The 24454-nt window shown below is 41.8% G+C and carries 28 protein-coding genes; 18 read left to right on the top strand and 10 right to left on the bottom strand.

What is annotated here, in order from left to right:
• Entirely contained in the window at nucleotides 1-264 is a 264-nt protein-coding gene (locus tag PN499_RS22135; RefSeq protein ID WP_272034672.1) for a hypothetical protein, read from the bottom strand.
• A gap of 30 nt (nucleotides 265-294) precedes the next feature.
• Nucleotides 295-606 (bottom strand): XRE family transcriptional regulator, encoded by a 312-nt coding sequence (locus PN499_RS22130; protein ID WP_272034671.1) that lies wholly within the window; start codon nucleotides 604-606, stop codon nucleotides 295-297.
• A 260-nt stretch (nucleotides 607-866) separates the two neighbouring features.
• Between PN499_RS22130 and PN499_RS22125 the strand changes: the two genes are divergently transcribed.
• The 11 genes from PN499_RS22125 to PN499_RS22075 all read left to right on the top strand — a co-directional run bounded on the left by PN499_RS22125 (nucleotide 867) and on the right by PN499_RS22075 (nucleotide 11302).
• On the top strand, nucleotides 867-1094 hold the full coding sequence (locus PN499_RS22125) for a hypothetical protein (protein ID WP_272034670.1): 228 nt from the start codon (nucleotides 867-869) through the stop codon (nucleotides 1092-1094).
• Complete coding sequence (locus tag PN499_RS22120; protein ID WP_272034669.1) at nucleotides 1091-1987, top strand: hypothetical protein; 897 nt, start codon at nucleotides 1091-1093, stop codon at nucleotides 1985-1987. The genes PN499_RS22125 and PN499_RS22120 overlap by 4 nt, the downstream gene beginning before the upstream one ends.
• The gene (locus PN499_RS22115) at nucleotides 1980-2501 is read left to right on the top strand and encodes a hypothetical protein (protein WP_272034667.1); all 522 of its coding nucleotides are present in this window, start codon (nucleotides 1980-1982) and stop codon (nucleotides 2499-2501) included. The genes PN499_RS22120 and PN499_RS22115 overlap by 8 nt, the downstream gene beginning before the upstream one ends.
• Entirely contained in the window at nucleotides 2498-2809 is a 312-nt protein-coding gene (locus PN499_RS22110; protein ID WP_272034666.1) for a hypothetical protein, read from the top strand. The genes PN499_RS22115 and PN499_RS22110 overlap by 4 nt, the downstream gene beginning before the upstream one ends.
• Nucleotides 2802-3665 (top strand): DNA cytosine methyltransferase, encoded by an 864-nt coding sequence (locus tag PN499_RS22105; RefSeq protein ID WP_272034665.1) that lies wholly within the window; start codon nucleotides 2802-2804, stop codon nucleotides 3663-3665. The genes PN499_RS22110 and PN499_RS22105 overlap by 8 nt, the downstream gene beginning before the upstream one ends.
• Before the next feature lie 5 nt (nucleotides 3666-3670).
• Nucleotides 3671-5002, top strand: coding sequence for a hypothetical protein (locus PN499_RS22100; protein WP_272034664.1), 1332 nt, complete (start codon nucleotides 3671-3673; stop codon nucleotides 5000-5002).
• A gap of 87 nt (nucleotides 5003-5089) precedes the next feature.
• Nucleotides 5090-7780: a hypothetical protein gene (locus tag PN499_RS22095; RefSeq protein WP_272034663.1), complete on the top strand. Its 2691-nt coding sequence runs from the start codon at nucleotides 5090-5092 to the stop codon at nucleotides 7778-7780.
• 127 nt (nucleotides 7781-7907) lie between these two features.
• On the top strand, nucleotides 7908-8522 hold the full coding sequence (locus tag PN499_RS22090) for an HU family DNA-binding protein (RefSeq protein ID WP_272034661.1): 615 nt from the start codon (nucleotides 7908-7910) through the stop codon (nucleotides 8520-8522).
• Between the two features lie 83 nt (nucleotides 8523-8605).
• On the top strand, nucleotides 8606-10543 hold the full coding sequence (locus PN499_RS22085) for a Calx-beta domain-containing protein (RefSeq protein ID WP_272034659.1): 1938 nt from the start codon (nucleotides 8606-8608) through the stop codon (nucleotides 10541-10543).
• 155 nt (nucleotides 10544-10698) lie between these two features.
• Nucleotides 10699-10992, top strand: a complete 294-nt coding sequence (locus tag PN499_RS22080) for a hypothetical protein (RefSeq protein WP_272034657.1) — start codon at nucleotides 10699-10701, stop codon at nucleotides 10990-10992.
• Nucleotides 10961-11302, top strand: a complete 342-nt coding sequence (locus PN499_RS22075) for a hypothetical protein (RefSeq protein WP_272034656.1) — start codon at nucleotides 10961-10963, stop codon at nucleotides 11300-11302. The genes PN499_RS22080 and PN499_RS22075 overlap by 32 nt, the downstream gene beginning before the upstream one ends.
• 61 nt (nucleotides 11303-11363) lie before the next feature.
• On the opposite strand, the gene PN499_RS22070 is transcribed toward PN499_RS22075, so the two are convergent.
• From PN499_RS22070 to PN499_RS22055, 4 genes are all read right to left on the bottom strand, one after another.
• Entirely contained in the window at nucleotides 11364-11867 is a 504-nt protein-coding gene (locus PN499_RS22070; RefSeq protein ID WP_272034654.1) for a hypothetical protein, read from the bottom strand.
• Nucleotides 11868-11957: 90 nt separating this feature from the next.
• On the bottom strand, nucleotides 11958-12788 hold the full coding sequence (locus PN499_RS22065) for an ATP-dependent DNA ligase (RefSeq protein ID WP_272034652.1): 831 nt from the start codon (nucleotides 12786-12788) through the stop codon (nucleotides 11958-11960).
• A 216-nt stretch (nucleotides 12789-13004) separates the two neighbouring features.
• A complete protein-coding gene (locus tag PN499_RS22060; protein ID WP_272034650.1) occupies nucleotides 13005-13247 on the bottom strand; it encodes a hypothetical protein in 243 nt (80 codons plus the stop codon).
• A gap of 40 nt (nucleotides 13248-13287) precedes the next feature.
• Nucleotides 13288-14166 carry a GIY-YIG nuclease family protein gene (locus tag PN499_RS22055; RefSeq protein WP_272034647.1) on the bottom strand — a complete coding sequence of 293 codons (879 nt, stop codon included), beginning with the start codon at nucleotides 14164-14166 and terminating at the stop codon, nucleotides 13288-13290.
• Nucleotides 14167-14354: 188 nt separating this feature from the next.
• Between PN499_RS22055 and PN499_RS22050 the strand changes: the two genes are divergently transcribed.
• From PN499_RS22050 to PN499_RS22040, 3 genes are all read left to right on the top strand, one after another.
• A complete protein-coding gene (locus PN499_RS22050) occupies nucleotides 14355-15392 on the top strand; it encodes an NADP(H)-dependent aldo-keto reductase (RefSeq protein ID WP_272034645.1) in 1038 nt (345 codons plus the stop codon).
• A 281-nt stretch (nucleotides 15393-15673) separates the two neighbouring features.
• Nucleotides 15674-16624, top strand: coding sequence for a tyrosine-type recombinase/integrase (locus PN499_RS22045; RefSeq protein ID WP_272034644.1), 951 nt, complete (start codon nucleotides 15674-15676; stop codon nucleotides 16622-16624).
• A gap of 113 nt (nucleotides 16625-16737) precedes the next feature.
• On the top strand, nucleotides 16738-17583 hold the full coding sequence (locus PN499_RS22040) for a 3'-5' exonuclease (protein WP_272034642.1): 846 nt from the start codon (nucleotides 16738-16740) through the stop codon (nucleotides 17581-17583).
• 150 nt (nucleotides 17584-17733) lie between these two features.
• Here the strand turns inward: PN499_RS22040 and arr are convergent, their stop codons facing one another.
• Nucleotides 17734-18204 carry an NAD(+)--rifampin ADP-ribosyltransferase gene (gene arr / locus PN499_RS22035; protein ID WP_417063893.1) on the bottom strand — a complete coding sequence of 157 codons (471 nt, stop codon included), beginning with the start codon at nucleotides 18202-18204 and terminating at the stop codon, nucleotides 17734-17736.
• Between the two features lie 406 nt (nucleotides 18205-18610).
• On the opposite strand from arr, the gene PN499_RS22030 reads away from it, so the two are divergent.
• Nucleotides 18611-18808, top strand: coding sequence for a hypothetical protein (locus tag PN499_RS22030; RefSeq protein ID WP_272034638.1), 198 nt, complete (start codon nucleotides 18611-18613; stop codon nucleotides 18806-18808).
• Between the two features lie 97 nt (nucleotides 18809-18905).
• Here PN499_RS22030 and PN499_RS22025 read toward each other — a convergent pair whose 3' ends face one another.
• The 3 genes from PN499_RS22025 to PN499_RS22015 form a co-directional block, all read right to left on the bottom strand.
• Nucleotides 18906-19388 carry a CAP domain-containing protein gene (locus PN499_RS22025; protein WP_272034635.1) on the bottom strand — a complete coding sequence of 161 codons (483 nt, stop codon included), beginning with the start codon at nucleotides 19386-19388 and terminating at the stop codon, nucleotides 18906-18908.
• Nucleotides 19363-19521 carry a hypothetical protein gene (locus PN499_RS22020; protein ID WP_272034632.1) on the bottom strand — a complete coding sequence of 53 codons (159 nt, stop codon included), beginning with the start codon at nucleotides 19519-19521 and terminating at the stop codon, nucleotides 19363-19365. The genes PN499_RS22025 and PN499_RS22020 overlap by 26 nt, the downstream gene beginning before the upstream one ends.
• Before the next feature lie 261 nt (nucleotides 19522-19782).
• Nucleotides 19783-20337 carry a hypothetical protein gene (locus tag PN499_RS22015; protein ID WP_272034630.1) on the bottom strand — a complete coding sequence of 185 codons (555 nt, stop codon included), beginning with the start codon at nucleotides 20335-20337 and terminating at the stop codon, nucleotides 19783-19785.
• A 732-nt stretch (nucleotides 20338-21069) separates the two neighbouring features.
• On the opposite strand from PN499_RS22015, the gene PN499_RS22010 reads away from it, so the two are divergent.
• The 3 genes from PN499_RS22010 to PN499_RS22000 all read left to right on the top strand — a co-directional run bounded on the left by PN499_RS22010 (nucleotide 21070) and on the right by PN499_RS22000 (nucleotide 24197).
• Complete coding sequence (locus PN499_RS22010; RefSeq protein ID WP_272034628.1) at nucleotides 21070-21573, top strand: hypothetical protein; 504 nt, start codon at nucleotides 21070-21072, stop codon at nucleotides 21571-21573.
• Between the two features lie 213 nt (nucleotides 21574-21786).
• Nucleotides 21787-23643, top strand: a complete 1857-nt coding sequence (locus tag PN499_RS22005; RefSeq protein WP_272034626.1) for a 3'-5' exonuclease — start codon at nucleotides 21787-21789, stop codon at nucleotides 23641-23643.
• A 2-nt stretch (nucleotides 23644-23645) separates the two neighbouring features.
• Nucleotides 23646-24197 (top strand): hypothetical protein, encoded by a 552-nt coding sequence (locus PN499_RS22000; protein ID WP_272034624.1) that lies wholly within the window; start codon nucleotides 23646-23648, stop codon nucleotides 24195-24197.
• Nucleotides 24198-24454: the final 257 nt, after the last annotated feature.

Here is a 24454-nt window from a genome sequence, read left to right as displayed (position 1 = left end):
TTAATGATTAATTTGCTTCAATTTTGCGACTAATTCAAGAGCTGTGGCAGCATCAGGTGCATTAATTTGAAATGAGTTACTATTAATAGTGGAACCCTGACCATAATTAACAATCATGGGCGGTGCATAACGGTTTAGGATGCGAGTCCGCACTTCTTCCGGTAATTCTGCTAATTCTTCAGTTATTATTTGCTCTCTCTCTTCTGGAGGCAGAGCACTCATTAATCTTTTAATATCGTCAAGAGTCACCACAATCGTTTCCATCGCTTTTTTAGACAACAAGGAAACATCATATCAATAAATTTTCGTCACGAGAGAATGATTTGATGTTTTTCGGAGTTTACGGGCCATTAAAAGGATAGCTTGATTCTCTGCTTCCTCAGATTTCAACTCGTCAAGCGCTCTCTCAATCTTTAAAAGTGGCGGCTCATCCAGCTCTACAGAATTGCTCCCGCTCTCGCTTCCACCCGACAACAACTGACAAAAATATTCCCGGCTCCCTGGCGCTAGTTCTTCCATTCCCAACAATAATCTGCCAAGCACATCCGTTGTTACCCCTGTTTTCAGATGTCCTCGCCTGAACTCGCTTATGTGGTTCTCGCTCACTCCCGTCAACGCTGACAGAGACTTTGCTTGGATTCTGTACCTTTTCAGCGTCCTATCAAAAATTTGTTCGATTATGTTAAGTTTCGTTATGCAATCCATATATAGACTAACCAGACTTAATAATCAGTGTATACACTAATCAAGATTGTACTTGATTTATTGCAGATGTTACTGAGTTGAAGATGCAGAACCACGTTTCTAATATATCACGACAACTTATAGCAGCCATATCCAAGATATCCACCAAATCACGAAATTTATTGCTGTGGAAGGTTAAGCAGCTTCTAGCTCCACACCAGCGGAAGGTTTGGATTTCGGATGACCCACCTGGAAGGAAGCTGAGCTATAAGGTTCCACCTATCGCCTCACCGCAGGAAGTATTAGCGTCCAGTGTGGCTATCTATGCGATCGCGATTACCGCGTCCTGTCTTGCTTTTGATGTGTTGGTCAGTTTGGAGAACGTAATGACAATGGAGGCACATCAATGATTCCCAAGCCTGAAAGAGATGAACAAGGAAAAGTGGTCGGTGATTTTTATCCAATTCAAAAGGCAGAATTAATCACACTTCGTAAAGCCAAGCTGATTAACAACACTGCTTTTGTTCATTTAGCCCTCAGATTTGAAAACCCTTACTGTGACCGCCCTATTTCATTGATTCCCAAGGAATTTGCTCTCCGATGGCAAATTCCCGAAAGTAGCGTCTATGAAGCCATTGCCAAGCTTAAGTCATGCCGTGCCATCTCTATCAAGTCTGGCAAGGTGACAATTGAGTGGACTGATTCTCAACAAGATGATAATTCTGAGAATCCAGAAAAAGTTCTGGAATCCCAGAAAAAATTACGGAATCCCAGAATGGATTCTGAGAATCCAGAAAAAGTTCTGGAATCCCAGAAAAAATTACGGAATCCCAGAAAAAAATCTGGGATTCCAGAAAAACACAGCCCAGAACCCTTGCCAGACAAGGATTCTAGCCCTCTTCAGACTTTACAGACTTATAAAGACTTTACAGACTCTCTCTCAGATGCAGAGAGAGAGAGTTTTGAAAATTTTGTTAAGGAAGAATGGCGGAAGTTAACAAGCCGGAACAAGGAAGCTGGGCAAGAGATTATCAGTTTAGAGAGGTTCCTAGCCCGTGAGGACGATTTTCAAAACTGGTACAGGAAATTTTCAAAGTCCCCCGTCGGTCGGGCTGCTCAGAAGCAGACTCTAGCTATAAGGTGTGACTGGCGGAATGACCCCCGATTTACAGAGTGGATTTGGGAGACATATAAACGGGGCTATGAGTGGGTAGAGGAAAACATCGCCGAACGAGAACAGCGCAGCGCCTTTCACGATTGGGCTTTTGAAGTAAATGCTTTTGAGGGAGTCTGCTATGACTGAATTGCCCCAATTACCCCGCGAACCGATACGACCTGACAAAGAACCCAGTGCTGAGGTTGAAATTTGGAAACCAGATTGGCAGTGCTTTTGCTGCCACGATTTTGGTACTGTACATTTGCCATTAATTTTCCACATCATTTCTGACTACGATAAAAACCGTGATAAGCCTATTCGTTGTCAACATCCCCGGTGCGAATCCGGTAAATTATTTGCGGGAAATTGTAACTATGACCAAAGATTTATTGCGGCAATTTGTGTCGAATTGGACAAAATTGAACGAAAAAACTGGCAAAATTATATTGACGATAAAAGAAGCAAAATTGCTTTAAAAAAGTCCTTGGAAAACTTAGTGAAAACTAAGACTATGCCAGGTTCTAAAACTCGTACAACCAATGACAATCGCGAGGTTGAACAACGTAAAGCCGAAATTGAAGCTATTACCCATGAACAATGGATTGCTCAAGGTCAAAAATATTTCGATGGTCATTTAGATGAATATGCGGAGGATAAATGAATTGTCCTAAATGCCAAAATCCTAATACCTATCGCAAGCACCCCCATGATTTAATAGTTTGGTGCGATCGTTGTGGTCATTCCTGGTCAACAAACCAGACACAAACACCCATCCTGAAAGAATCTTTCTGGCTCTCAAAACCCATTAAAGGGACGCATCACGTAGAAGTATGGCTCAGCGCCAGAAACTCAGAAAAATTCGGCTACCGTACTGCTTATCAAAACTCCCTTTTTGGCGATCTAAAAGGAGAATTCGATACGGCACAACAAGCTTTAAAAGCCGCAATTAGTGAGGTAAAATATGGCTAGATTTCAGGACATAAAATCCACTCAGAATATTTCTCAAATATCATGTATTGATTTCTTTGCAGGCATAGGAGCTTGGGAATTAGCTTGTGAATTATTAAATCAGCAGGGAGGGTTAAAATTTAATACTCAGAGATTTATTGAAATTGATGTAAATGCACAGAAATCGCTGCAATTAAATTTTCCTAATATCCCAATCCATTCGGATATCAAAACTTATCAACCCACTCTATTTGAAGCCGATGTTTATTTCGTCTCATTCCCTTGCACGGGAACATCAAGCGCAGGAAAACGCACGGGACTTGAACATCCCGAATCAAATCTCTGGTACGAATCCCTCCGCTGCATCATCATTGGACGGCCAAACTTTGTGCTTATTGAACAGCCTGAAGGGTTTATCCACAGGGGATTACGAGCGGTTCTTGGAGGACTTAGAATGGCAAAATATTGTTGGGAAAATCCGCAAATCATATCAGCAAAGGAACTCGGCGCACCGCATAAACGCAACCGAATTTTCATCATTGCCCACTCCGACCACTTATCCTTGCAGCAACGGCAAGGGTGGAAGTGCTGGTCAGAATCGATTGGAGCTGATATTGAAACAGCAAGGCAGACTTTCTCCTACCCACAAACTCAACCCGGCGGTGTGTGCTTGGATGATGAACTTCCCGCGTGGCTGGTTGGAATCCGCGCTGATGGATGGTGGGCAGCGAACTCACCACCAGTTAACTCTGGAATTGAACCTCGAACCGCAGGGCGGCGGGAATGTATAAATTTGTATGGCAGAAGTATCGTTCCGCTTCAAGCAGCGATCGCCCTTATGAGGCTAAAATACTTAGTTGAACTTCTCATCAACTAAGCAAAATGACTGATTTACAAAATCAAATCACAGGCGAAACTTGGCTGAATAAAGACTTTTTGAAAATCCATTATTCAATTTTTAGTGCAATCAATAACGGTGAAGCATGGTTTAATAGTTTACCACCAGTGAGAGCCATTATGTCTAATCCGGCAATGATGATATTAGCTGACATCATTGCATCTATTAAAAACCTGTCTGCTACAGTTAAAGATTGTGGATTAATCCTTTGTGAAACTGCTTATGGAATTAACAAAGCAGTAAATTCAAGGGTACATAAAGACTTAGCCGCTGTCGGTAATAGAATGCTATCCTCCCTCTCATCTCCACAAGAAAGTCTTTATAAGTCTGTGATTGTCGCTCATAACGAAACTCTTAACTTGCCAGAATTATCAAAAATGCAACTTAGTGGAATCCCAGGTATTGGCGGCTCACCTATTGCAGAATTAGATGAGATGGTGGAATCAAACCTCAACCACCTTAACAACCTTAAAGACAATTTAATTCAACAAATAGCTGAATTAACAGGCGCAGCTAAAGCCAAAGCTCAAAGAGCGCTCACTAAAATTAAATCAATAATTGATAAAATTATTGGTAAATCTTTCTCTAAAGGTGTTGCTCAACTTAAGAGTTCATCTCCCCTCAGAGAAAAAGGGCCAATAGCTATTATTCCTATAGGAACTGCTACGGTAGCAGGAACCATAGCCATAGTTAGCGCTATCACAAGTTTTTTGCTCGGCATATTCACAGCAGGAACATTACCGGGAGTAATGTTTGAAGCATTAGTAAAAGCAACAACATCCGTAGCCTTAAAATTTATAGGCAGTTCGGGAGCGATCGCTGCTAGATATTTTGCCGCCAGTGTATTCAAAGCTGCCATTAAATCATTACCCGCAATCATCGGCAAAACGGGTACATTTGCGGGGAGTTGGGCGTTTCTTATGGTATTTGCTCCCTTTATTCTCTTAGCAGCAGTGATTACGGGTGAAGCTGTGAAAAATAAAATAAAACTGGGTGAATTACTTTACATCTTTGGCTTAACAAAGTTTCAAACTATCCCAGATACAGGTTTTGTGATTTTGTCCCGAACTAATAGACTTGAGATGCAAGATGAAATGATTAATATGGGCAAATCCATGATTGATGAGTCTGGAAAAGACTATCAAACTCTGATTGGAATTTCAATTAATCGTAAGCTAGAACCAGTTCTAGCGGTTGACATGAAAAAAATTGATCTACCAGTTCGATATGCCAAAAAAGAAGACATCCTTAGAGTTTCTGCACCTTATATGGATAGAATTATTGATAGCATGGATGATTCTAAACCTCCTTATTAAGGTTTTGACTTTTTAGTAATTAGTTAGTTAGTTAGTTATTCAATTAGTTAGAATTATATACCAATCGCGGAAGAGTGACATAACAATATGCCGACAGAGTTTAAAAATAAGAAAATTCTTGAAGATGGGAGTATGGGATACATTACAACTGTCACAGATTTGAAAGTATGGGACTGCAAAGAAAAAAGATGGTTGCTAGGTTCGCCAGTAATCATTAGAAATGCGATGCTGTTTGCCTTGTATCCCCTTAGAGGCTTTTGCATAGGGCAAATAAGCAAAGAAGAGAAGAATCCCGCTATGCTTAATCCATTCGTTACACCAGGAAATCCATCACCTTATAGATTAGACCTTGCCAGTAATAGCCGCAATCATGGACGCTTTACCTTCATTGAAAATTATACCATTGGACAAAATTACTTTGGACAGTTGCCAAGCGAACAATGGAAGCGAATAATTTACGGTAGCATTTTGCATACAGGCACTAAAAGAATGTCTTATAAAGTGATAAAATATATCGTTGTAGATGATGAATTACGTGATGCTAATGGTAATTACCGAGACGATCCAGTAAACAACAAGCATTGGAACAGCGGGGACTCTCACGCTAAAGCTAGTGCAGAGTTGATGCAACTGATTGGATTACCAGCGATCGCACAACCAGATTTACCCGGTAGTAATCCAGGCGACGAGATAGGCGAAGGCGTGGATGTGCAAAAACCCGTACAATTTAGAGCCGCTGATTTTGGTAAATGGGTAGCTAAAGGAACAATTGGTTACAACCCAGACCTTGATGGGAGTGGTTACGACCTAGTAATTCCTCTTAGCTCTCTTAAAGGCAATAAACCAGCATTGGGAAATTACGAGAGTAAACTGTTAATTGGTGTAGTATTTGAAGCAGAGGAACGTCGAGCTAAAGCAGGCTGGATGTTATTTCAATGGTTTGACTTCAAAACCTTGCAAGATGATTTAATTATTTCCCGTTTAATTCAGAAATGCGAGAAATTAGCTATCGCTTACAATTCAATCAAAGACTTAGCAGAAATTTTGAGGATTGACCAAGAAGAAGTAGAACAAGAACAAGCGAGAAGCATTAACTCCGATGCGGGCTTAGAAGGCGAGAGTAAAGATGAATTACAATCCGAAGCCGAGTATGTAAATCTCATGGTTCGCATTATCAAGGCTGATAAACACGGCAGACTTTTGTTACATCCTTGGTTAGTTCATCAAGTTAGTATGAGACTACAAAAAGTCTGGTTAAATTTAGCAAAAGCTGCTGGTGTAAGATTTCATTCAGTTATGTGTATGCCTGATGAATCTTTAGCTCATTATCACACAGTTTTACCTGATGGTAGAATTGAAGGCAGAAAAGTGTTTTGCGCTCCCGACTTTGCTGAAGGTGAGTACATCATTTTCTGTAACCCGATGCGGCATTGGGGAGACGTTCAACTCTGGGAAAATAAACATGAAGGTGCTTTTGTTGGCTCTACAGGCTATATGACTGCACCTCGACTATTGCTCTTAAACTTGGGACGTGATACAGATGGGGATTTTATTCAATTAATTAGGAGTAGTGCCTATCCCGCTATGCGTGATGCGATCGCCGCTTTTGAGCAATCACCCATAGTTAAGAAATTTCCTAAAATGGCTCTCAAGGGAAGTTTACAACAAGTAGCCATTAACTCAATGAATGACATTACGGGCATTGTCAGTTCGTTGATGGGAAAAGCTAGGTCAGCCCGTGCCGAAAACATTGTCTTAATGATTCCAGCAGGCGGAGCACAGAAAACTCCTGTAGAGATGAAAATCATTGACTTTCTATCTCAGGAATTACAAATAGCTGTTGATTCTATTAAATCTGCTTACCCAAACAACAAACCAGGTTTAGATGCTGTTCAAGCTTTCTTAAGTTCTCAAGGTGCAGAAATTCCTTGGCTAGGCGATTTAAAACATCCCGACTGTTATAAGAAAAGACCTTGCCTTGTCAAACCTGATGCAGAAGATACTGTGTCCAGAATTATTAAGTTAGTTAATTCCTATTGGAAAAGTCCCGACCTCCAAGTTGACTCCGACCCCGCAACTTATAAAATGGCTTTGTTTACTCATGTTCAAGTAGAACCAGAGCAAGAGAATTACATTACAGCCATCAAAGATAATTACAACTCTGAAATGGGAACTGCTATTGCTTGGGCAGAAGAACATCAAGGCGATACCAGTAAAATTAAAGAAGTTGCTCAAGCTTTTAAGGCTTTACTACCAACCATTTATAATTATCCTAAACCCGGTGGTGGAATTTATACACCCCGCTCATGGGCAGCAGCAGCATGGAGAGCAGCGCACAGCATCAAAGAAGGTCGCGCTGGCTTTGTATTTACCATGTTTCCTGATGAAATTATTGAGGATTTATTAAGAGTGAATCCAGAGCCGCTTAAATTTATTATCTGCTACGGAGTTCAATATGGTAAATGGACTTTACCCAGAACTCGCCCCTGGAGCGGTCAAACCGTCCAAATCCGTGCTTACTATAAAGTATTGAATAATAAGCAATACTTCTCACTAGAGATGAAATATCCCGATGCCACCAAACAGACAGGGTGGGAACATTTGGGCATCATCCATGATAAGCATAAGCCATTTGTAACCCCTAGTGAAACTCGCACTATGCTCATTCACTCGCGGCGTTTTGGGGGCAATCCTGAAGTGACTACTGAAGTCGTACTCTTTGACCCTAACTTAATGACAGATGAGGAAATGCTGGATTATTTAAACTATGCCAAATAATCAAATAATTTTTCTCTGACTATAGACAAACTTCAAAATGATATGTATCATAGAAAAACCTGGGTAAATGTAAATCCTATCGTTGAATTTGCTTACCTAGAGAAAATTGAAGTAGTGAAACAGGAAAATGAACAACGAGCTAATACAATTTTGTGAGAATTCAACAGGCTTTAACAAGCAGACAATAGTAGCAGTGCTAGATAGCTTCAAAAACTATCTAGCGCGGGAATTGCGCCAACCAGGGGAAGTCAAGCTGGAAAAATTTGGCGTATTTTCTAGCAAAATATCGCCAGCACGAATGGGGAGAAATCCCAGAACAGGTGCATCTGTTCATGTTCCAGAGAAAATTAGACAGAGCTTCAAGTTTTCCAAAACCTTTGTAGATTCTATTCAAGGTACATCTACATTTTTGGGTTCGGTTGAATCTCCAGTTTCGGTTGTATCCCCGGCTTTGGCTGAATCAAGCACTAAAGCATTCATGGATTCAGTGACAAATTCAGTGACATTTAACGGGGTAACGACAGGCGGATTGCCAGTAAATTCATCTAAAATGTGGTTTGCAGCATTGCCGGGACAAACAATAGAAATCCCAGAATCCGCGTTGTTGAATAATGGCGTAACTCCAGAAACTTTACTTTGGAGTCAAGGAATGTCGGGATGGGAAAAAGCCGCTAATATCCCAGCGATCGCTTATTTATTTGGCGGTAATTTAATCCCTCCCCCTCTACCCGCAATAGCTTAGGTAATGTAAACAGCTTTGAATTGGTTAAAGAACTTAGTTAGTCATAGTTAGGGAGTAATTTAACCAATTAAAAAGAGGTCAAAATGTCAGCCGGAAAATTAGGATTTACAGCAGCCGAGTATCGAATTAATGAAGATGGTTCATGGATTACATCAAAAGTAGGAATTGAACGCACAGAAGGGACGGACGGGGCTGTAGAAGTACGGGTAAGTAACAGCAGCAGCACAACTACCGGACGAGGAACCCGTATCGTAGATTACGAACCAATTGACCCATCATCACCCATTAGTACCTCTCATGTAGTCAAGTTTGCTGATGGTGAAAGTGGAGTTAAGTTCGTTGATTTCAAAATAGTAGATGATGCGATCGCAGAGGGTGATGAGACAGTACCTCTGTACTTACAAAGTTTTGTAGGCGCATTACCGGGGCCAATTGTTAATGCTAATTTAATTATTGTTGACAACGAACCCGCTCCAGTATCAGGGAAATTAAGTTTCACTCAAGCTGAATACAAAGTTAACGAGGATGATACTTGGATAACAGCCCGTGTAGGTGTGATTCGTACTGAGGGCAAAGATGGTTTAGTCTCAGTTAATGTTTCTAACTCAACTTCCACAGCAAAAGGTCGTGCATCTCGCGATGTAGATTATACCGCCGCAAGTGCAACGGCAAATTGGGGAACTTCTCAAACTTTAACTTGGCAAAATGGTGAAGAAGGGGTGAAGTTTGCAGACTTTAAGATTTTGCAAGATACAATCCCCGAAGGTGACGAGACAATTCCTCTTTCTCTAACCAGCATCAAAGGGGGCGCAACTTTAGGTGAAATTACCAAAGCAACCTTAATCATTGTTGATGATGAACCCGCTCCTACACCTGCTCCTTCTCCCGCTCCTTCTCCCGTTCCTTCTCCAGTTCCTACACCCGTCCCCGTTTCCGTTCCTGGGCCGAAGGGCTTAATAAGTTTTACGGCTTCAGAGTATGTAGTCAATGAAAATGGTAATTGGCGGACTGCTAAAGTTGCTGTGATTCGTACAGAAGGTAAGTCAGGAATTGCCTCAGTTCGTGTTAGTAATTCTACCTCTACTAAGTATGGTTTTGCGGCTCGTGATGAAGATTTTGAAGCTAAATCCGCAGCGGGTAATTGGGGTGCTGGTCAAGTTATTGAATGGGCTGATGGTGAAGATGGCATAAAGTTTGTTGATTTCATTATTCTGCAAGATGAACTCATTGAAGGTAATGAGATTGTCAACCTTAAACTAACCTCTGTTAAGGGTGCAAAGACAGGTGCGATCGCTACAGCCATTTTAACAATTACCGACGATGATACCGGCCTTCAACATCAGTGGGTTGGGACTGCATTGCAATTTGAAAACCAAGATGGTTCTTGGGGCGAACTCGTTGACCTTAAGGGCGAGAAAGGCGATGCTGGGCCTCAAGGGGAGCGCGGTGAACAAGGCATTCCCGGCGCTCAAGGCATTCCCGGCGCACCTGGCCCTCAAGGTATTCCAGGCATTCCTGGTACACCCGGCGCAACTGGTGCTCAAGGGCCTCAAGGTATTCCAGGCGCTCAAGGGCCACAAGGGCCACAAGGGCCACAAGGCATACCTGGGCCAACGGAAAAATGGGGGGCTTGGATTAAGGGAGAATCCTATATTGGTGCTAATGCAACATTGTGGATTCGGTACAATATGGCACTCCGCTTATTTGAGTATGATTTCACAGCTAATATCCAGCCCGTAACTCAAAATATGATGTCTAATGCCCTTGTGATCGGTGGATTTCAGGCTGTATCTGTTAATGCAATTAATGGAGCTATGGGAAGTTCGGCAAAACATATTGCTGCGGTTTGTTCTATTCCCAATACAGTTGCAATTGAACACGCAGCATTTGCTCTTTCCAGTAATATGACTCAAGTATCAGTCATGTTCCCAAGTCGGCTTGTTGGTCAACAGGCCATTTTAAGGGCGCGTGGAGTTATTGGTTTCCAAGTTCCCCAGATAGACCCAATACCATTTTTCTAAATGCTGATTAATCAAACCATGCTACAATAGTCTCACTAACTAATGACTAACTAATAACTAATGACTTAGTAGCACAAACCCCTCGTTTTATTGGATAGCGAGGGATTTTTTTGAGTTATAATAAAAATGTCCTGTTTTGTGGGTGGTGAACGAATATGAACTCAGAAGATAACCATAAGCTTTTGATTGAGATAATTTCACGATTAACGCACGTTGAAACTAGATTAGAAATTATTTCTAAATCCAGTGATGACCTTAATAGTCGGCTTGAGATGATTGAAATAAATTATCAAAAATCTGTAGGAGTTATCCAGTTTGCTAGTGCTATAATGGCAGTAGGTGTGGTTTTCCTAATCACATTTATTAATTTGTGGATTGACGATAAAATCGAAGAATATTACAAAACAAATTCTCAGCATGAAATCCAAAACCAAATCCTTAAAAAATAAGAATTTTAATTGGGTTGTTTCGGTCAGTATAATTCTGACAATTTCCCTGTTAGTTATTTCTTGCCTTTTGGCTCTTGCATTATGGAAAAGAGAACAAGATTCAGGAATTTATACTCTCATCATAACTTTTTGTATTTTCAATGTGGCGGAAACTTTCTTAAGTGTCTATTTATTAATCTCGACCGTCACTTTAGAATATAACAATCATGGGGCAATTTTACGTTTGCTTTGGAAGTTAAAAGAGGGCGGTTCTATTGATGAAGATTTTTACACAAAGCTAGTAGATGACTTTAGAAAAATAGGTTATTAATGGTTTATTTATTTGTTTGGTAGAAACAAATAAATAAACCATTAATCGTGTTAATTAAAGTTTAAGTTTGAACTAACAAACTTTGCCCGTAAATTGCTTCACCCTCAGAGGACTTACCTGTGATGAACATTCCCACGTAAGGATCGCTAGGGCTGTCTACGTAGTAAACTTTAGCTTCAGTCAATGAGTTGAAAGCCGAGTACAACTGGGTATAAAACTCAAGAGCTTCAGTAGACATCTCCAAGGATTCAATAGCCGCCCCGCCTGTTTTGAACTCGGAGATTTTCATTTCCAGCTCGGAAGCTGCACCAGTCACCAACGGTTTGAAGACTTCTTCTAGGGTTTCAACCCGAATTGTTCTATCTGTCGGGATTGATTGACCTGGGTTTTGTTTTCGACGTATTGAGCCATCCAGCGACAGAATACGTTTCTCTTCAAAGGGTGTCCGCGATCGCTTAATTTCTAGTGGCGAATCACTTTCACTCTCGCCCCAATAGTTGTAATCCAGGGCAATTTGCTTGAGGGTTTTCACCGCCACAGCCGCATTCATTGAATTTGGATTCATAACTGATGAAATTGATTTATTCCCTATCCTAAATAATAATGATGAAAAAGTCAATATGTTTTGGTGATTTTTTTCTCTCAACGATTAAAGTTAAGAAAAGTTACAAAACACGGGAAGGCGCAAACTTTTTGTAGTTGCACCCAGATAAATTATTTGACATTTAACTCCTAAGTAATTATCTTGATTATCCCAAATTTGTTGACGTTCAGCATCAGTAAAACCTGTACCAACCTTAGAACTAACCAGGACTCCATTAACTGTACCTTGAACGGTTAATTTCCCCAAGGATTTAGAGTATTTGCCTGTACCTTTAGCAAAGCCAGTTACCGTGAACTCACTTTTAAAGAAGTTCTTGACTTTGAGGAGATGCTGCGATCGCCCTTGATAGTACGCCACCTCCGGGTGTCTTAGCATTGTCCCTTCTAGTGAAGCACCCGAATCCTTATTAAGTTGATTCTGAGCTTGAATAGCAACGGGGTTGTTTTCAATGTAGGTATAAGGTAAGGCGATTACAGATGATTGATTATCTGGTATGTCTTCGTGCATACTCTCAATCATAATGTCGGTGCTAGTGAAAGTGTAGCCGGGGATGGCAAAGGCGAAAACATTGAATTTTACTCGTTGTTTTTCAGCAACATCATAATTTTTTACTTTTCTTACCACACCCGATATTTTATCAAAACCTTCACCGGGTATGTATAACTCACCGTCTATGATTTTATTAGTGTTTCCAACTATTTCACTACACACACTTTCTATGTGTTCTAATCCTACATATTTAGTTTTCCCAGTGCGACTTATTAAACCTTGACCTGGAATGTAAAGACAACGAACACCGTCAAGCTTAGGGCTTGAGTACCAATGAGTAACGCCGTAGTTCTTGCTAGGACTGTAGGTATTTGCGAGTTGAAGGTTAAACATAAAACTTTGTACTTTGTATCATTAAGTCTGCCACAGCTACGCCAGCCGTCGGCCTCACTCACTAAAAGATTACCGCTTTTTGCCGAAAAAGTCAACATCATTAAATCAGTGGACATAACTGAATTTATCTCCGAAATACAACTCGGTTGTTGACAAGTATCTGCGTTCTTGGGATTATAATTTGGTTAACTGTTGACTGTTTGGTTCGCGCTGAAATTAAGGATCGGATTGGTCAAAAAATCTCGATAAAGTACGTCTTTCATCAATTCCCAGGTCATCAAAATTGAGATTTTCCTCATGCAAAAAATCTTCAATTTCTTGGAGACATAATTCAGCAATTTTTCTGGCTTGCTTGAGTCGAGACTTACTTACCTTCTCAGTTTCATCATCTGAGTTGATTTTCCAGTATTTTGCCTGGGCAAGTTGTAAAGCAAGTCTCTCAATTAATTTATCTAACATTTTATTTTTTTCCAGGTACTTAACAGTCAACAGTTAACCACTAACAACTAACCATATTAGGTGTCATCTCATACAAATCATTCAGAATTAGCTTAACATTGGTAAACTGAAAATACTCTGTCAACTTACCGATACGATAATTAAATGCCTTGTAGCGGTGCTTAAAGTATAGTTCAACATTGCCCCGGTGTTGCCAAAATCCCAGTAAATTAACAGCTACATTCGAGTAATGAGCTTTCAAATCTCGCTGCACTTCTGCGATTCTTTCCTCAATTAATCGAGTTGTCACACCGATTTTGTAGAAGATTTCACCATCGGCTTTAACCTCTAGGAAATAGAGAGAGTTTAATAGAATACGTCTTAACTGTGCGCGATAAATCTTCAAATCAGCTAATCGCTCATTCAAACAGGAAAGTCCAGCAGCAACGGCCACCTCTACCGATTGCTCTAACTTAATCAACTCCGACAATAGCAAGGGTTCTTGAACTTGATTGAACAACGCCAGGGGAAGCGCCGCGACGGGGATTTTTCCGAGGTTTGTAAACTGATAAAATTGCTCGTCTTCTGATTGCAATAACCCCTTTAATTCCCACCGAAAACTAATCAAATCTCTGGGAATGGGGCGGTTAGCAATGCCGTACTCTTTCCAGATCACTTTCAACTGTTCTAATTCATCCCCCTTGAGCTGGATGTTAAAGTTGTCGTAGAGGGGCAGGGAGGGGAATGCTTTGATTTTAATTCTCTGAGTAACGGGCTTGCAAGTTTCCCCAGTGTGGGCAAAATGATGTTCTTTTATGTTCCCCTTTTTTGCTGTAAGTTCGCCACCACAGTACAGGCAAGTTAGGTTAGTTTTTCCGCGCAAAACTTCATCAACACTCACCAGTTCGCCACCGGGAGTCACGCCAAATTTCAGCCACATTGTTAAAATTCTCCTTAAAGCAGGTTGTGAAGATGCACCCGCTTTCTGGATTTTAAGACTTTTTTAAGCTTTAATGACAATTGTAGCTATTAATTCCCATGCACGTAAAGCCATTTTATTTTTTTGTTGATCCGGCTCAGACAAAAATGTGCTAAAATAGGACAAAAAAGTTTGATAAACATTAACCGATGCAGTATAAAAAACTTAGTGATAGTGATTTATTAGTCTCAGAAATCTGCTTAGGTACGATGACTTATGGGCAGCAAAATACTATTGAAGATGCAACTCAACAACTGGATTATGCAATTTCTGAGGGGGTTAATTTTATTGATACAGCCGAGATGTATCCCGTCCCCACGAAATCAGAAACGCAAGGAAAAACCGAGGAATATATTGGTGAATGGTTAGTTAAACAACAACGGGATAAAATTATTCTCGCGACTAAAGTGGCGGGGCCGAGTGCTCATTTAACCTGGCTACGGTCAGGGCAAAATCACATCGATCGCGTGAATGTCGAAGCCGCTTTAAATGATAGTCTGAAACGCTTAAAAACAGACTATATTGACTTATATCAAATTCATTGGCCAGACCGCTATGTGCCTTCATTTGGAGCCAGGGATTACGAGCCTCAAAATGAACGTGAAACCATCCCAATTCTTGAACAATTAGAAGTTTTTGCCGATTTAATTAAGGCGGGGAAAATCCGCTATTTCGGACTCAGTAATGAGACAGCTTGGGGAGTTTGTGAGTTTTGTCATTTAGCCGAAAAACATGGTTTACCTAAGATCATCTCGATTCAAAATGCTTTTAATTTGATCAATCGGACATTTCACATTAATTTGGCAGAAGCTTGTCGATTTAACAATGTGGGATTATTGGCTTATAGTCCTTTGGGTTTTGGGTTATTAACAGGAAAATATCTCAGCGGTATTCCCGAAAATACTCGTCTGGCTTTATTCCCGAGTTTTGGACAACGCTACGATAAAACTAATGTTAAGTCGGCTGTACAAGCATATCTAAATATTGCCCATCAACACGGTTTAACTCCGGCACAGTTGGCTTTAGCTTATGTGCGATCGCGTTGGTTTGTGAGTAGTACCATTATCGGTGCTACCAACCTCGAACAACTAAGGGAAAATCTGAGCAGTGTGAATATTGATTTCAGTGATGAAATTATCGCCGAAATTAATGAAGTTCACGCGCTCTATCCTAATCCTACTCCTTAAATGATTCGTTGTTAATGCTTTGTTGTTGGTTGTGGCGTTTGAGTAGCAATCGATACTGTTGGCGAAACATTTCTTAACAAGTGAGCGATCACCTCCATCCAGACCCAACCCAAGTCATCAGGTAGCGATGCCTGCGGCCCGCTTGGTCTACGCAACTTTCATGCAACCCCCACCTTTCATCGCGGAGCTCTGCAATGAATGAAATTTAGTTGGCGATCGTGGGAGATTTAGGGTGCTGGTTGGTCTAAATTAGTATTTATAACATTACTTAGAAAGAGTAAATGCTCACCCTACTTGGAGAGCAACAGCCGGAAACCTTGAAACTGCTCTCACCCGTGCCACTGGCATTGCATCCAGCAGTGGTGTACCTCGACAGTTTGGGAAGCGATCGCTCAAAAGCAACGATGGTGGCAGGACTCGACATCATGGCGAAGCTGCTCACTGGTGGGGAGTGCGGCGCGATGACTTTGAATTGGGCGGCATTGCGCTACAGGCACACGGCGGCGCTGCGCTCGGCACTGGAGAAAAAGTACGCGCCAGCCTCGGTTAATCAAATGCTGTGCGCCTTGAGGCGAGTGTTAAAGGAAGCTCTACGGTTAGATTTAATCGACTCTCAAGATTACAGTAAAGCGGTGGACGTGAAGAGTATCAAACAATCGGGAAAACCCAGGGGGCGGGCGCTGTCACCCCATGAAATTGCTTCCCTGATGAAAAGCTGTTCAGGTAATAGTTCTGTTGATGTCAGAGATACAGCGCTGATTGCTATTTTGCGTGGGGGTGGTATCCGTCGCACTGAAGCAGTCAACCTCGACCTGGCAGATTTCAACCGCGACACGGGGGCGTTGGAAATTAGGGAGGGTAAGGGCAAGAAAGACCGAACGGTTTACCTCCCAGGGCCGGCGATCGCCTTGGTAGAACAGTGGCTTAACTTGAGGGGAGAGGAACCGGGCCCGCTGCTTGCTCCAATTCGCAAGGGAGGAGAAATTCAATTTCGGCGGATGACTCCCGATGGTGTTTTGAAGATTTTGCAGCGGCGGGCTAAACTCGCCGGGGTGGATTCTTTCTCGCCTCACGACTTCCGCCGCACGTTTTGCTCAGACCTCCTCGATGCTGGGGTAGATATCGTCACCGTGCAGAAGTTGGCGGGTCACGCTTCTCCGGTGACGACAGCTAAGTATGACCGCCGGGGCGAAGAAACGAAGCGACGGGCTGTACAACATTTGGGGTTTTGATGACAGTAGGGTAAGCTGTTAAGCATTTAAACTGGGTATAAGCAAAACTCCAAATTGTTTACATCGAAATTTTGATAGCAATCAGAATAAATGATTTAAATGCTTAACAGCTTATGGAGATTAAAACTTATAAATGGTGGGGGGAAGCAGACGAACCACCGCCACACCTAAAAACCAAAAAACAGCTTGCAGAAATGGGATTAAAGCCAGTAAAAGCAGTTGGAATCATCCCCACTCGCAAGTATGATTTATTACTCTACGATCCGGCAAATCCAGAGTCATGCAAGCCAAAGCGACAGCCAACCCAGAAACAATTAGAAGCTTTAGAAATCAGTAGGGCTAAAGCAAGATACAAGAGCGCTTACGACGAATGGTACAAGGAGGTAGGATTCATTGAAAAAGATAGAGTTAAAGCGGTAAAATGGGCAAGGAAACAATTAACACTTAACGACTGGGTAGTTTTGGATACAGAGACAACGGGATTCAATGAGGCTGAAATAGTAGAAATAGCCATTGTTGATGCCAGAGGTCAATCGTTGCTAAACACACTAATAAAGCCTACTATTCCCATTTCCACTGAAGCCACACAAGTACATGGCATAACTGATGAAATGGTGGCACAGGCTCCCACTTTTCCTGAAATCTATCCTTATATTGTGGCAGCTCTTACAGATAAACGAGTTTTCATCTACAATTCTAATTTTGATATTAAGGTGTTGAACTACTGCTGTAACCTTCACGGCTTACCAATAATAAACCTACGTTATTCTGAGTGCATAATGGAGTGGGTAGCTCAGTGGGTGGGCAACTGGAGTTACTACTATAAAAACTACAAATGGCAGCCTCTTAATGGAGAACACAGGGCTTTGGGAGATTGTTTAGCTGTACTAAAGAAAATCAAAAAAATGGCGGCTGACTCCGATAAAATCGACTGTCCGATCATTAATCCCTTTCCTTAATAATCAAAAACGCGCAGCTTCGCGCTTTTGTCCCCGTACAACACGATCGCGGATTTCCGGGTTTTTGCTTACCTACGGCTTAACTTGCTAGAATATTTAGGGCCTTGGGAGGCGAGCGCATCCTCATACACTAATTATTCTCTTCAGAAATTAATTAATAATTTCTCCTTTGTTACTGGCCAACTTTTCACGCCATTTTTGGAGTTCTTCAGGTGTTTGTCTCACCCAATCTGTTACCTCGCCAACGATTTTTAATGGTGCGAGTGAGCGATAGGAGCGTGTCGGATTGCCCGGAAATTTTTTGTCTGTAACATTCGGGTCATTTTCAAACTCCCCTGTCGGTTCAACGATATAAACTCGTTCCCGTCCTTCGCCTTTTGCTAATGCAGCAGCTAGTCCCGCCCCATTAACAAGGGCTGTGAAATAAATGTGATTCATTTTGAGTTCAGGTTTGTAATTAGAACTCCCTCCTGCTATCAGCAAATCGCCCACCTGCAAATCTGCTTTCGTCCCATGATAAAAGGGGCCTTTGTCAGAAGGTTTATCCTTAAACGAAGTTGCTAATTCATAATTCTTTTTTGCCTTGTCAGGTTCGTTTAAGTCCTCATAGCATTTGGCAATGTTTGAATATAGAGAAGGGAAAGCACTTTTAACAGTGTCGTTATTTATTTTTAATGCCAACTGCAAAGCTGTTTCGAGCCATTTTAATTGGTCGGAAACATTTTTTTGATATCGAGCTACATAATGGGCTGAAATAAATTTTTCAAAGTCGTATGTCGCTTCGTTCCAGGCTTGAAGAAACAGTTTACTTGCTTCTTCAGGTTTGCCTTTTTCTTCCATGCCCATACCTTGAAGACAGAGTTTAACAACATTGTTGTTTGGGTTGAATTCCATAATTATATCGAATTAATCTGGAGCGTACCGTAAGAGCTTGGCTTAAACAACATCCACACTTTCCTAGCCTAAACATGACTTAAGTAAAAGCTAGGTGTAGTGACTTGCAATCTAATGCCATTATAAGAAAAATATGACAAACCCACCCATTGAAAAATTAAACCTATCCGATACTCAATTAATTACCTTGCTCACCCGCAAACCAGCAACACCCGAAGCTTGGCAAGAATTGAGAAAATCTTGGACTGAAACATTGGGTAAAGAACCTACGGATAAGGATTTTGCCCTGATCTCTCAAATTCTCTGGGATAACGAGACAACTCAGCATTAGAGCGATACCTCTGGCTGGTTATGCTTTTTAAGCGCAAAAACGCGATAATCGCACTTTTGCGCCTTACCTTGAAGTTTTGACCCCGTAGCTGATAAACTCACCCGGAGAACGATCGCTCACTGACGCTTATATTTTCTCCCATCGAACGTAAAAAAGGTTTTTCACCTATAACGTTTCCAGGAGCAGTATAACGGCAAACTAACCTATAGTTTCCATCATCACCATCAACACCAGCGCATCCTACTTGTGTAGTATTACTCCAGACAATTTGAGTATAGTGTCCGACATCAGCCCAATTCCCTGTAGAACTAACATTGGGAAAAGTTCCATACACGAAATATTTTTTTTCATCGCCCCAAACATCTACCATTTGAGTAAAAGAGAAGCCATGCGAGGTACCCATCCAAAGGTTTTCTCCTTGGCCATCAGTTCCACTATGCTCGAATAATGTATTTTGTGAGAGGTGATTTGCCCATTCTTGTGCTTGTGCTGCTAATTCATCTGACCAATTCAGAGGAAGAATACCAACTTCTAAACGGTAAAAATTGTGAGCATTAAGAATTTCTTGTGCCATATTCATGATAGTCTCCTTTGAAAAATAGAGTGCTTTTTGAAAAGGCAAGTTTTAGCTTGTTTGCCAACTCTTTGAGATAGTCGATGAAAGTATCATTACTTTTCACCTCTAATTCAAAACCCAACATGAGAGTTGCCAACCTCATTCAGCTCCTGTGCGTGGTCGTTTTGTCAACTTCTCTAGGAACTGCAAGAGAATAGTGTAGCTATCGTCAAACTTGTTGCGCTTGCTGAGTATGTGAAAGCTAGTTCAAGGAGCGATCGCAGTCTCCGATCAAAAGTGCGATCGCTTTGAGCGCTGGCGCGAAGCGTCAATCGCCCCTGTGGGTTCTAAATTCAATCGTCATGCACTCGTCTCTCTATAGCAAAGAACCTAGAAACGTAGTACACTCAAGCACTGATTACACTCCAATCAATGCCAGTTCGCTAAGACTGGTATCAGACAAGACGGCTTTCTGCTCGAAATTTTTCCCGTTTGTGGAGAACATGAAGTTAAGATGGTTGTCTGTTCCTGTCCATGGAAGGTAGAGCCGATTGTTAAAGACAGCCAGTGCCAGCCCAACGTGGCTAGTGTCAGACAGGAGAATCTTCTCTCCGAACTGTTCCTGACCTATAGACATAATGTTGAGATGGTTGTCTGTTCCTCTCCAAGCAATGTAGAGTTGATTGTTGAAAGCAGCCAGTGCCAGTCCACTCTTGCTGGTTTCAGGTAGCACGACCTTGTTCTCAAAATTTTTCCCGTCTCTGGAGGACATAATGTTGAGGTGGTCATCTGTTCCCGTCCAGGCAGAGTAGAGCCGACTGTTGAAAACCGCCAGCGCCAACCCAACGTGGCTAGTGTCAGACAGGACAATCTTCTCTCCGAACTGTTCCCCGTCTGAGGAGGACATGATGTTGAGATGTTCGTCTGTTCCTCTCCAGGCAAGGTATAGACCTGTAAGTTGTGAAGTTGCCATAATAGTGACTTCTTCCGATAGATTTAGAGACACATCTTTTCTCCCTTTACATTTCAGTGGATCGAAAAAGAGGCTATACGGACACCTCTTTCCTATATTGGTTTTGTTGCTGGTACTTCACCAGCCAAAAACATTATCTCGTGTATTAATCAAGACTCAAATTACCCTTATAAACTCATACTATCTAGGGATTACCGAGATGTCACTATCGCTAACTAGGACACCTCAATTATTTTTTTAATTTGTTAATAATGCTGTTGACTCCTGTCAGGAGTGGGTCGAGTTCATACTGAGTTTGGTTTGCAATAAAAAGTCATTTTATCAAAAGGGATTGACAGCCATAAAGCTTATAGGGTAAGCACTTTAGCCTCGTTTTCGCCCCCGGATATCATGTCAACCGCGATCGCCCATGATGACGATCCCTTTGTAACAATATTTCCATAGGTTTTTATTCATGGTAATCGACCGGATATGATATGAACCCTCTTTTGTCCCTTCGAGCATAGAAAAAGGCTTTCGCCTTGCGATCGCTGGATTTTAGCCATTCTCAACAATTTAGGCTTCTGGATTTGCCAGCCTGAAAAACCAGTAGTTCCAGAAAATTTTCTGCCGAGAGGGACAGAAGAGGGGAATTTAGGCTATACTCCTAGAATAAAAACTCAATAAATTTTTTCTGTGGCTTAAGATGCGATCGGTTTAATTTGTGAATGGTAAGGACGATTGCCATGTAGTATGCAAAAAAGATTACTGCCATTAACCATTGTCATAACCATCATCTCCCAAGCTCTGCCAGCATTTGCCGATTTGATTCTGCCTGGAAATTGCCACATGGGACGCTGTTGGGAGCAAAAGTTTTTTAGAAAGACACTGCTGGAGAAAGGAAGCGATGGAACTCTCTATTCCGTAGAGTTAGCAACCCGTTCCTGGCCAATGGGGGCGGAGCCATCAGGGAATTTTGCTCCTTCCAAAACAGGTTATGTCTACTGCTCAACCATTAGACCTGTTTACATTTTTAAGTCAGAAAACAAATACTATGCTCATTTTCTTAATCCAGGAGGTGAGTGGTATGGATATAACCGTTCTGACTATCCGGTTTACTGGGCAACCTGTCATAACTTTATAGGGCCCGATTTCTTTTCTGAAGCCACGAAGAATCGTGCGATTCAACTGGGATATCCGTTAAACTTGCCTTCAGAACAAAAAGAGTTAAACAACGTGCGGGATATCTTGAGGTGAATTTGCACCGTCTCTGTCTTACTAAAGCGATCGCCTCCACACCAAAAACGCGATAGATCGCGCTTTTCCTCTCACTCCTGTATCAAAAACGCATCGCGATGCGCTTTTGCATTGAATGGTTAAAAAACAGGGTACTCCGCGCTTTTCATGAAGTTGAGAAGGAGATTGGAGGATATAGACATAAAATGCAAATATCCTCTAGCCCACCCCACCATGCCCTGTCTGATTCCCTCACTCAACAGTTGCGAATCCCGCATGACACCGGGAGAGAGACGCTTGGCCATGCGGTTAGAACAAAAGCTCGATCGGGATTACCTCATCTGGTATGATGTGCCCATTGGAAAAAAGCAACTACACCCCGATTTCATCATCTTGCATCCCATTCGAGGGTTATTGGTATTAGAAGTCAAAGACTGGAAGTTAGACACCATCCGCAATGTGACGAGGGCAAGTTGGACAATTTTAGATCGCTACACTAACAATCCCAAACAAGTAAATAACCCTTTAGAGCAAGCGCGAAAGTATGTATTTCATGCCGTGCAATTGCTAGAACGCGATGCCGATTTAGTCCACAACTTCAGCAATCCCTACGCTGGTAAGTGCATAATTCCTTACGGTTACGGCGTGGTTTTTACTAACATTACGCGCTCAGTTTTCGAGAAACAAGGCTTAGGAGAAGTTATCGAATCTAACCTAGTTATTTGTAAAGATGAAATGCTGGAAAGCGTTGATGAGGGTGACTTTCAACAACGTTTGTGGGATATGTTTCCTTATCAGTTCGAGCGCCCTCTCACCCCACACCAAATTAATCGCATCCGCTGGCATATTTTCCCTGATATTGCCATTCAACCATCACTATTACCAGAGCCAGAAGACGATACAGAAATTACACCAGTGGCGATCGCACCTGACCTGATTAGAATCATGGACTTGCAGCAAGAGCAGTTAGCGCGAAGTCTACGCGGTGGACATCGTGTAATTCATGGTGTGGCAGGGTCAGGTAAAACCTTAATTCTGGTTTACCGCTGTCAGTTTTTAGCAGAACAAAGCGACAAACCGATATTGGTACTGTGCTTCAATATTTCCTTAGCATCAAAGCTTAGGCAAATGCTCAAAGATAAAGGCATTGCTGAGGGTAAAGTCATGGTACAGCATTTTCATAGTTGGTGTGCTGAACAATTAAGACTCCATAACCTACCGTTACCAGATCGCACCATGTACCGAGGCAACGAATTTGTGGAGCAGTTAGTATCGCAAGTGATTTTAGGGGTAGAGCAAGAAAAAATACCCAAGGGCAAATATGGGGCAGTGCTACTGGATGAAGGGCATGATTTTCACCCGAGTTGGTTTAAATTAATCGTACAGATGGTTGACCCCGAAACTAATTCATTATTGGTTCTCTACGACGATGCTCAGAGTATTTATGAAAAGAAACAACTCGGTAAGTTTAGTTTTGCCAGTGTGGGCATTCAGGCAAGGGGAAGAACTACAATTCTTAAACTCAATTACCGCAACACTGAAGAAATTTTGCACTTTGCCTATCAGTTTGCGAAAAATATCATGCAGCCTACGGAAGATAGCGAAGAAGATGCGCCCGTACTTCTTCAACCCGAAACTGTGGGCAGACATGGAGCAAAACCCACATTTAGCCGCTGCTCTAGTTTTGCCGCTGAGGTAAGGCATATATGCGATCGCATTCGCGAGTATAGAGAGCGCGGTATAGCTTGGAATGAGATAGCGATTATTTACCGTGTAGGATTCATGGGGCAATCCCTTCATCAGGCTTTGAAAAATGTCGATATCCCTGTAGAATGGCTTAATGCTGATAGTAATAGCCGCTACTACCACCCCGAAGCTCAAAGCGTAAAATTATTAACAATACACAGCAGCAAGGGTCTAGAATTTTCAGTAGTATTTATTCCCGGCATTGGTTTTATGCCTACTCAATCTCAGTCAATTGCTGATGAAGCGAGACTGTTGTACGTGGGCATGACTAGGGCGATGGATTATTTAGAATTGAGTGGCGATCGTCCTTCTGCTTTCGTGGCAAAACTATTAACTGTTAAATAAAAATGAAAACGATAAGTAGTGCTAGATTCTTTTTCCTAATGTTAGGACTATTAGCTATTTTTTGCTGTTTTTCTCTCGTTACAACAGCTTTGGAGAAAGCAGCCGCTCCCTTGCCTCATAACGTAGATTTTTTTCTGTTTTTTCTGGTAGAAGCATTTTTCTTAGCCGTTTGTTTACTGACTGCCATCAGTTGCTTTTATTTTCTGCTTCCCAAAAACTGGGAGAATTACGAGAAAAGTTACGAATATTATGATTTAGAGGGAAAGCCACCGCTAAATATCAAAATTGAAAAGAGTGACCAGGAATTAAAAAATATATCAGATGAACTTATTACTGAGGATAAGTTAGCCGACATTCCCTGCGAAGTATTTTGGAACGGTCGATGGTTGGAAGGCAAAATTATCAGACAACTCAAACTCCTTACGGGCATTGGTAAACAGTTCTGCCGAATTTACCTCGTAGAGATGGGCACGCCGCCCGTCCGTCAATGGGTTAGCGCTGACCTCATTCGCCAACCGTCAGAGGATAGGTTGGAGCCAGAGGAATATCATTAGATTTGTTATTAACAATAGTCCGGACAGTTTTGAGGAAAACGGCTGGAATCCTTATTCTAACGTTAAAAATTGGGGCATCGGGGAGCCTAAAACCCTCATTCTACCGTTGCCCCTGAAAAAGTGTCCGAAGTATTGATTAACTCAGGTTCTAACTTCAGGCGTTATGGACTTTTAACGGGTTCTCCATACCAAAAAGCAATTTCAACATTCACATCAAGGGTATAGCAGTAGTGCAGTTCAACGACCTTAGCGTACAA

Source organism: Kamptonema animale CS-326, from assembly GCF_028330895.1.
GTDB lineage: Bacteria > Cyanobacteriota > Cyanobacteriia > Cyanobacteriales > Microcoleaceae > Kamptonema > Kamptonema formosum.
Note: the sequence above shows the minus strand (reverse complement) of the source record. Positions and strands in the feature narration are given on the sequence as shown.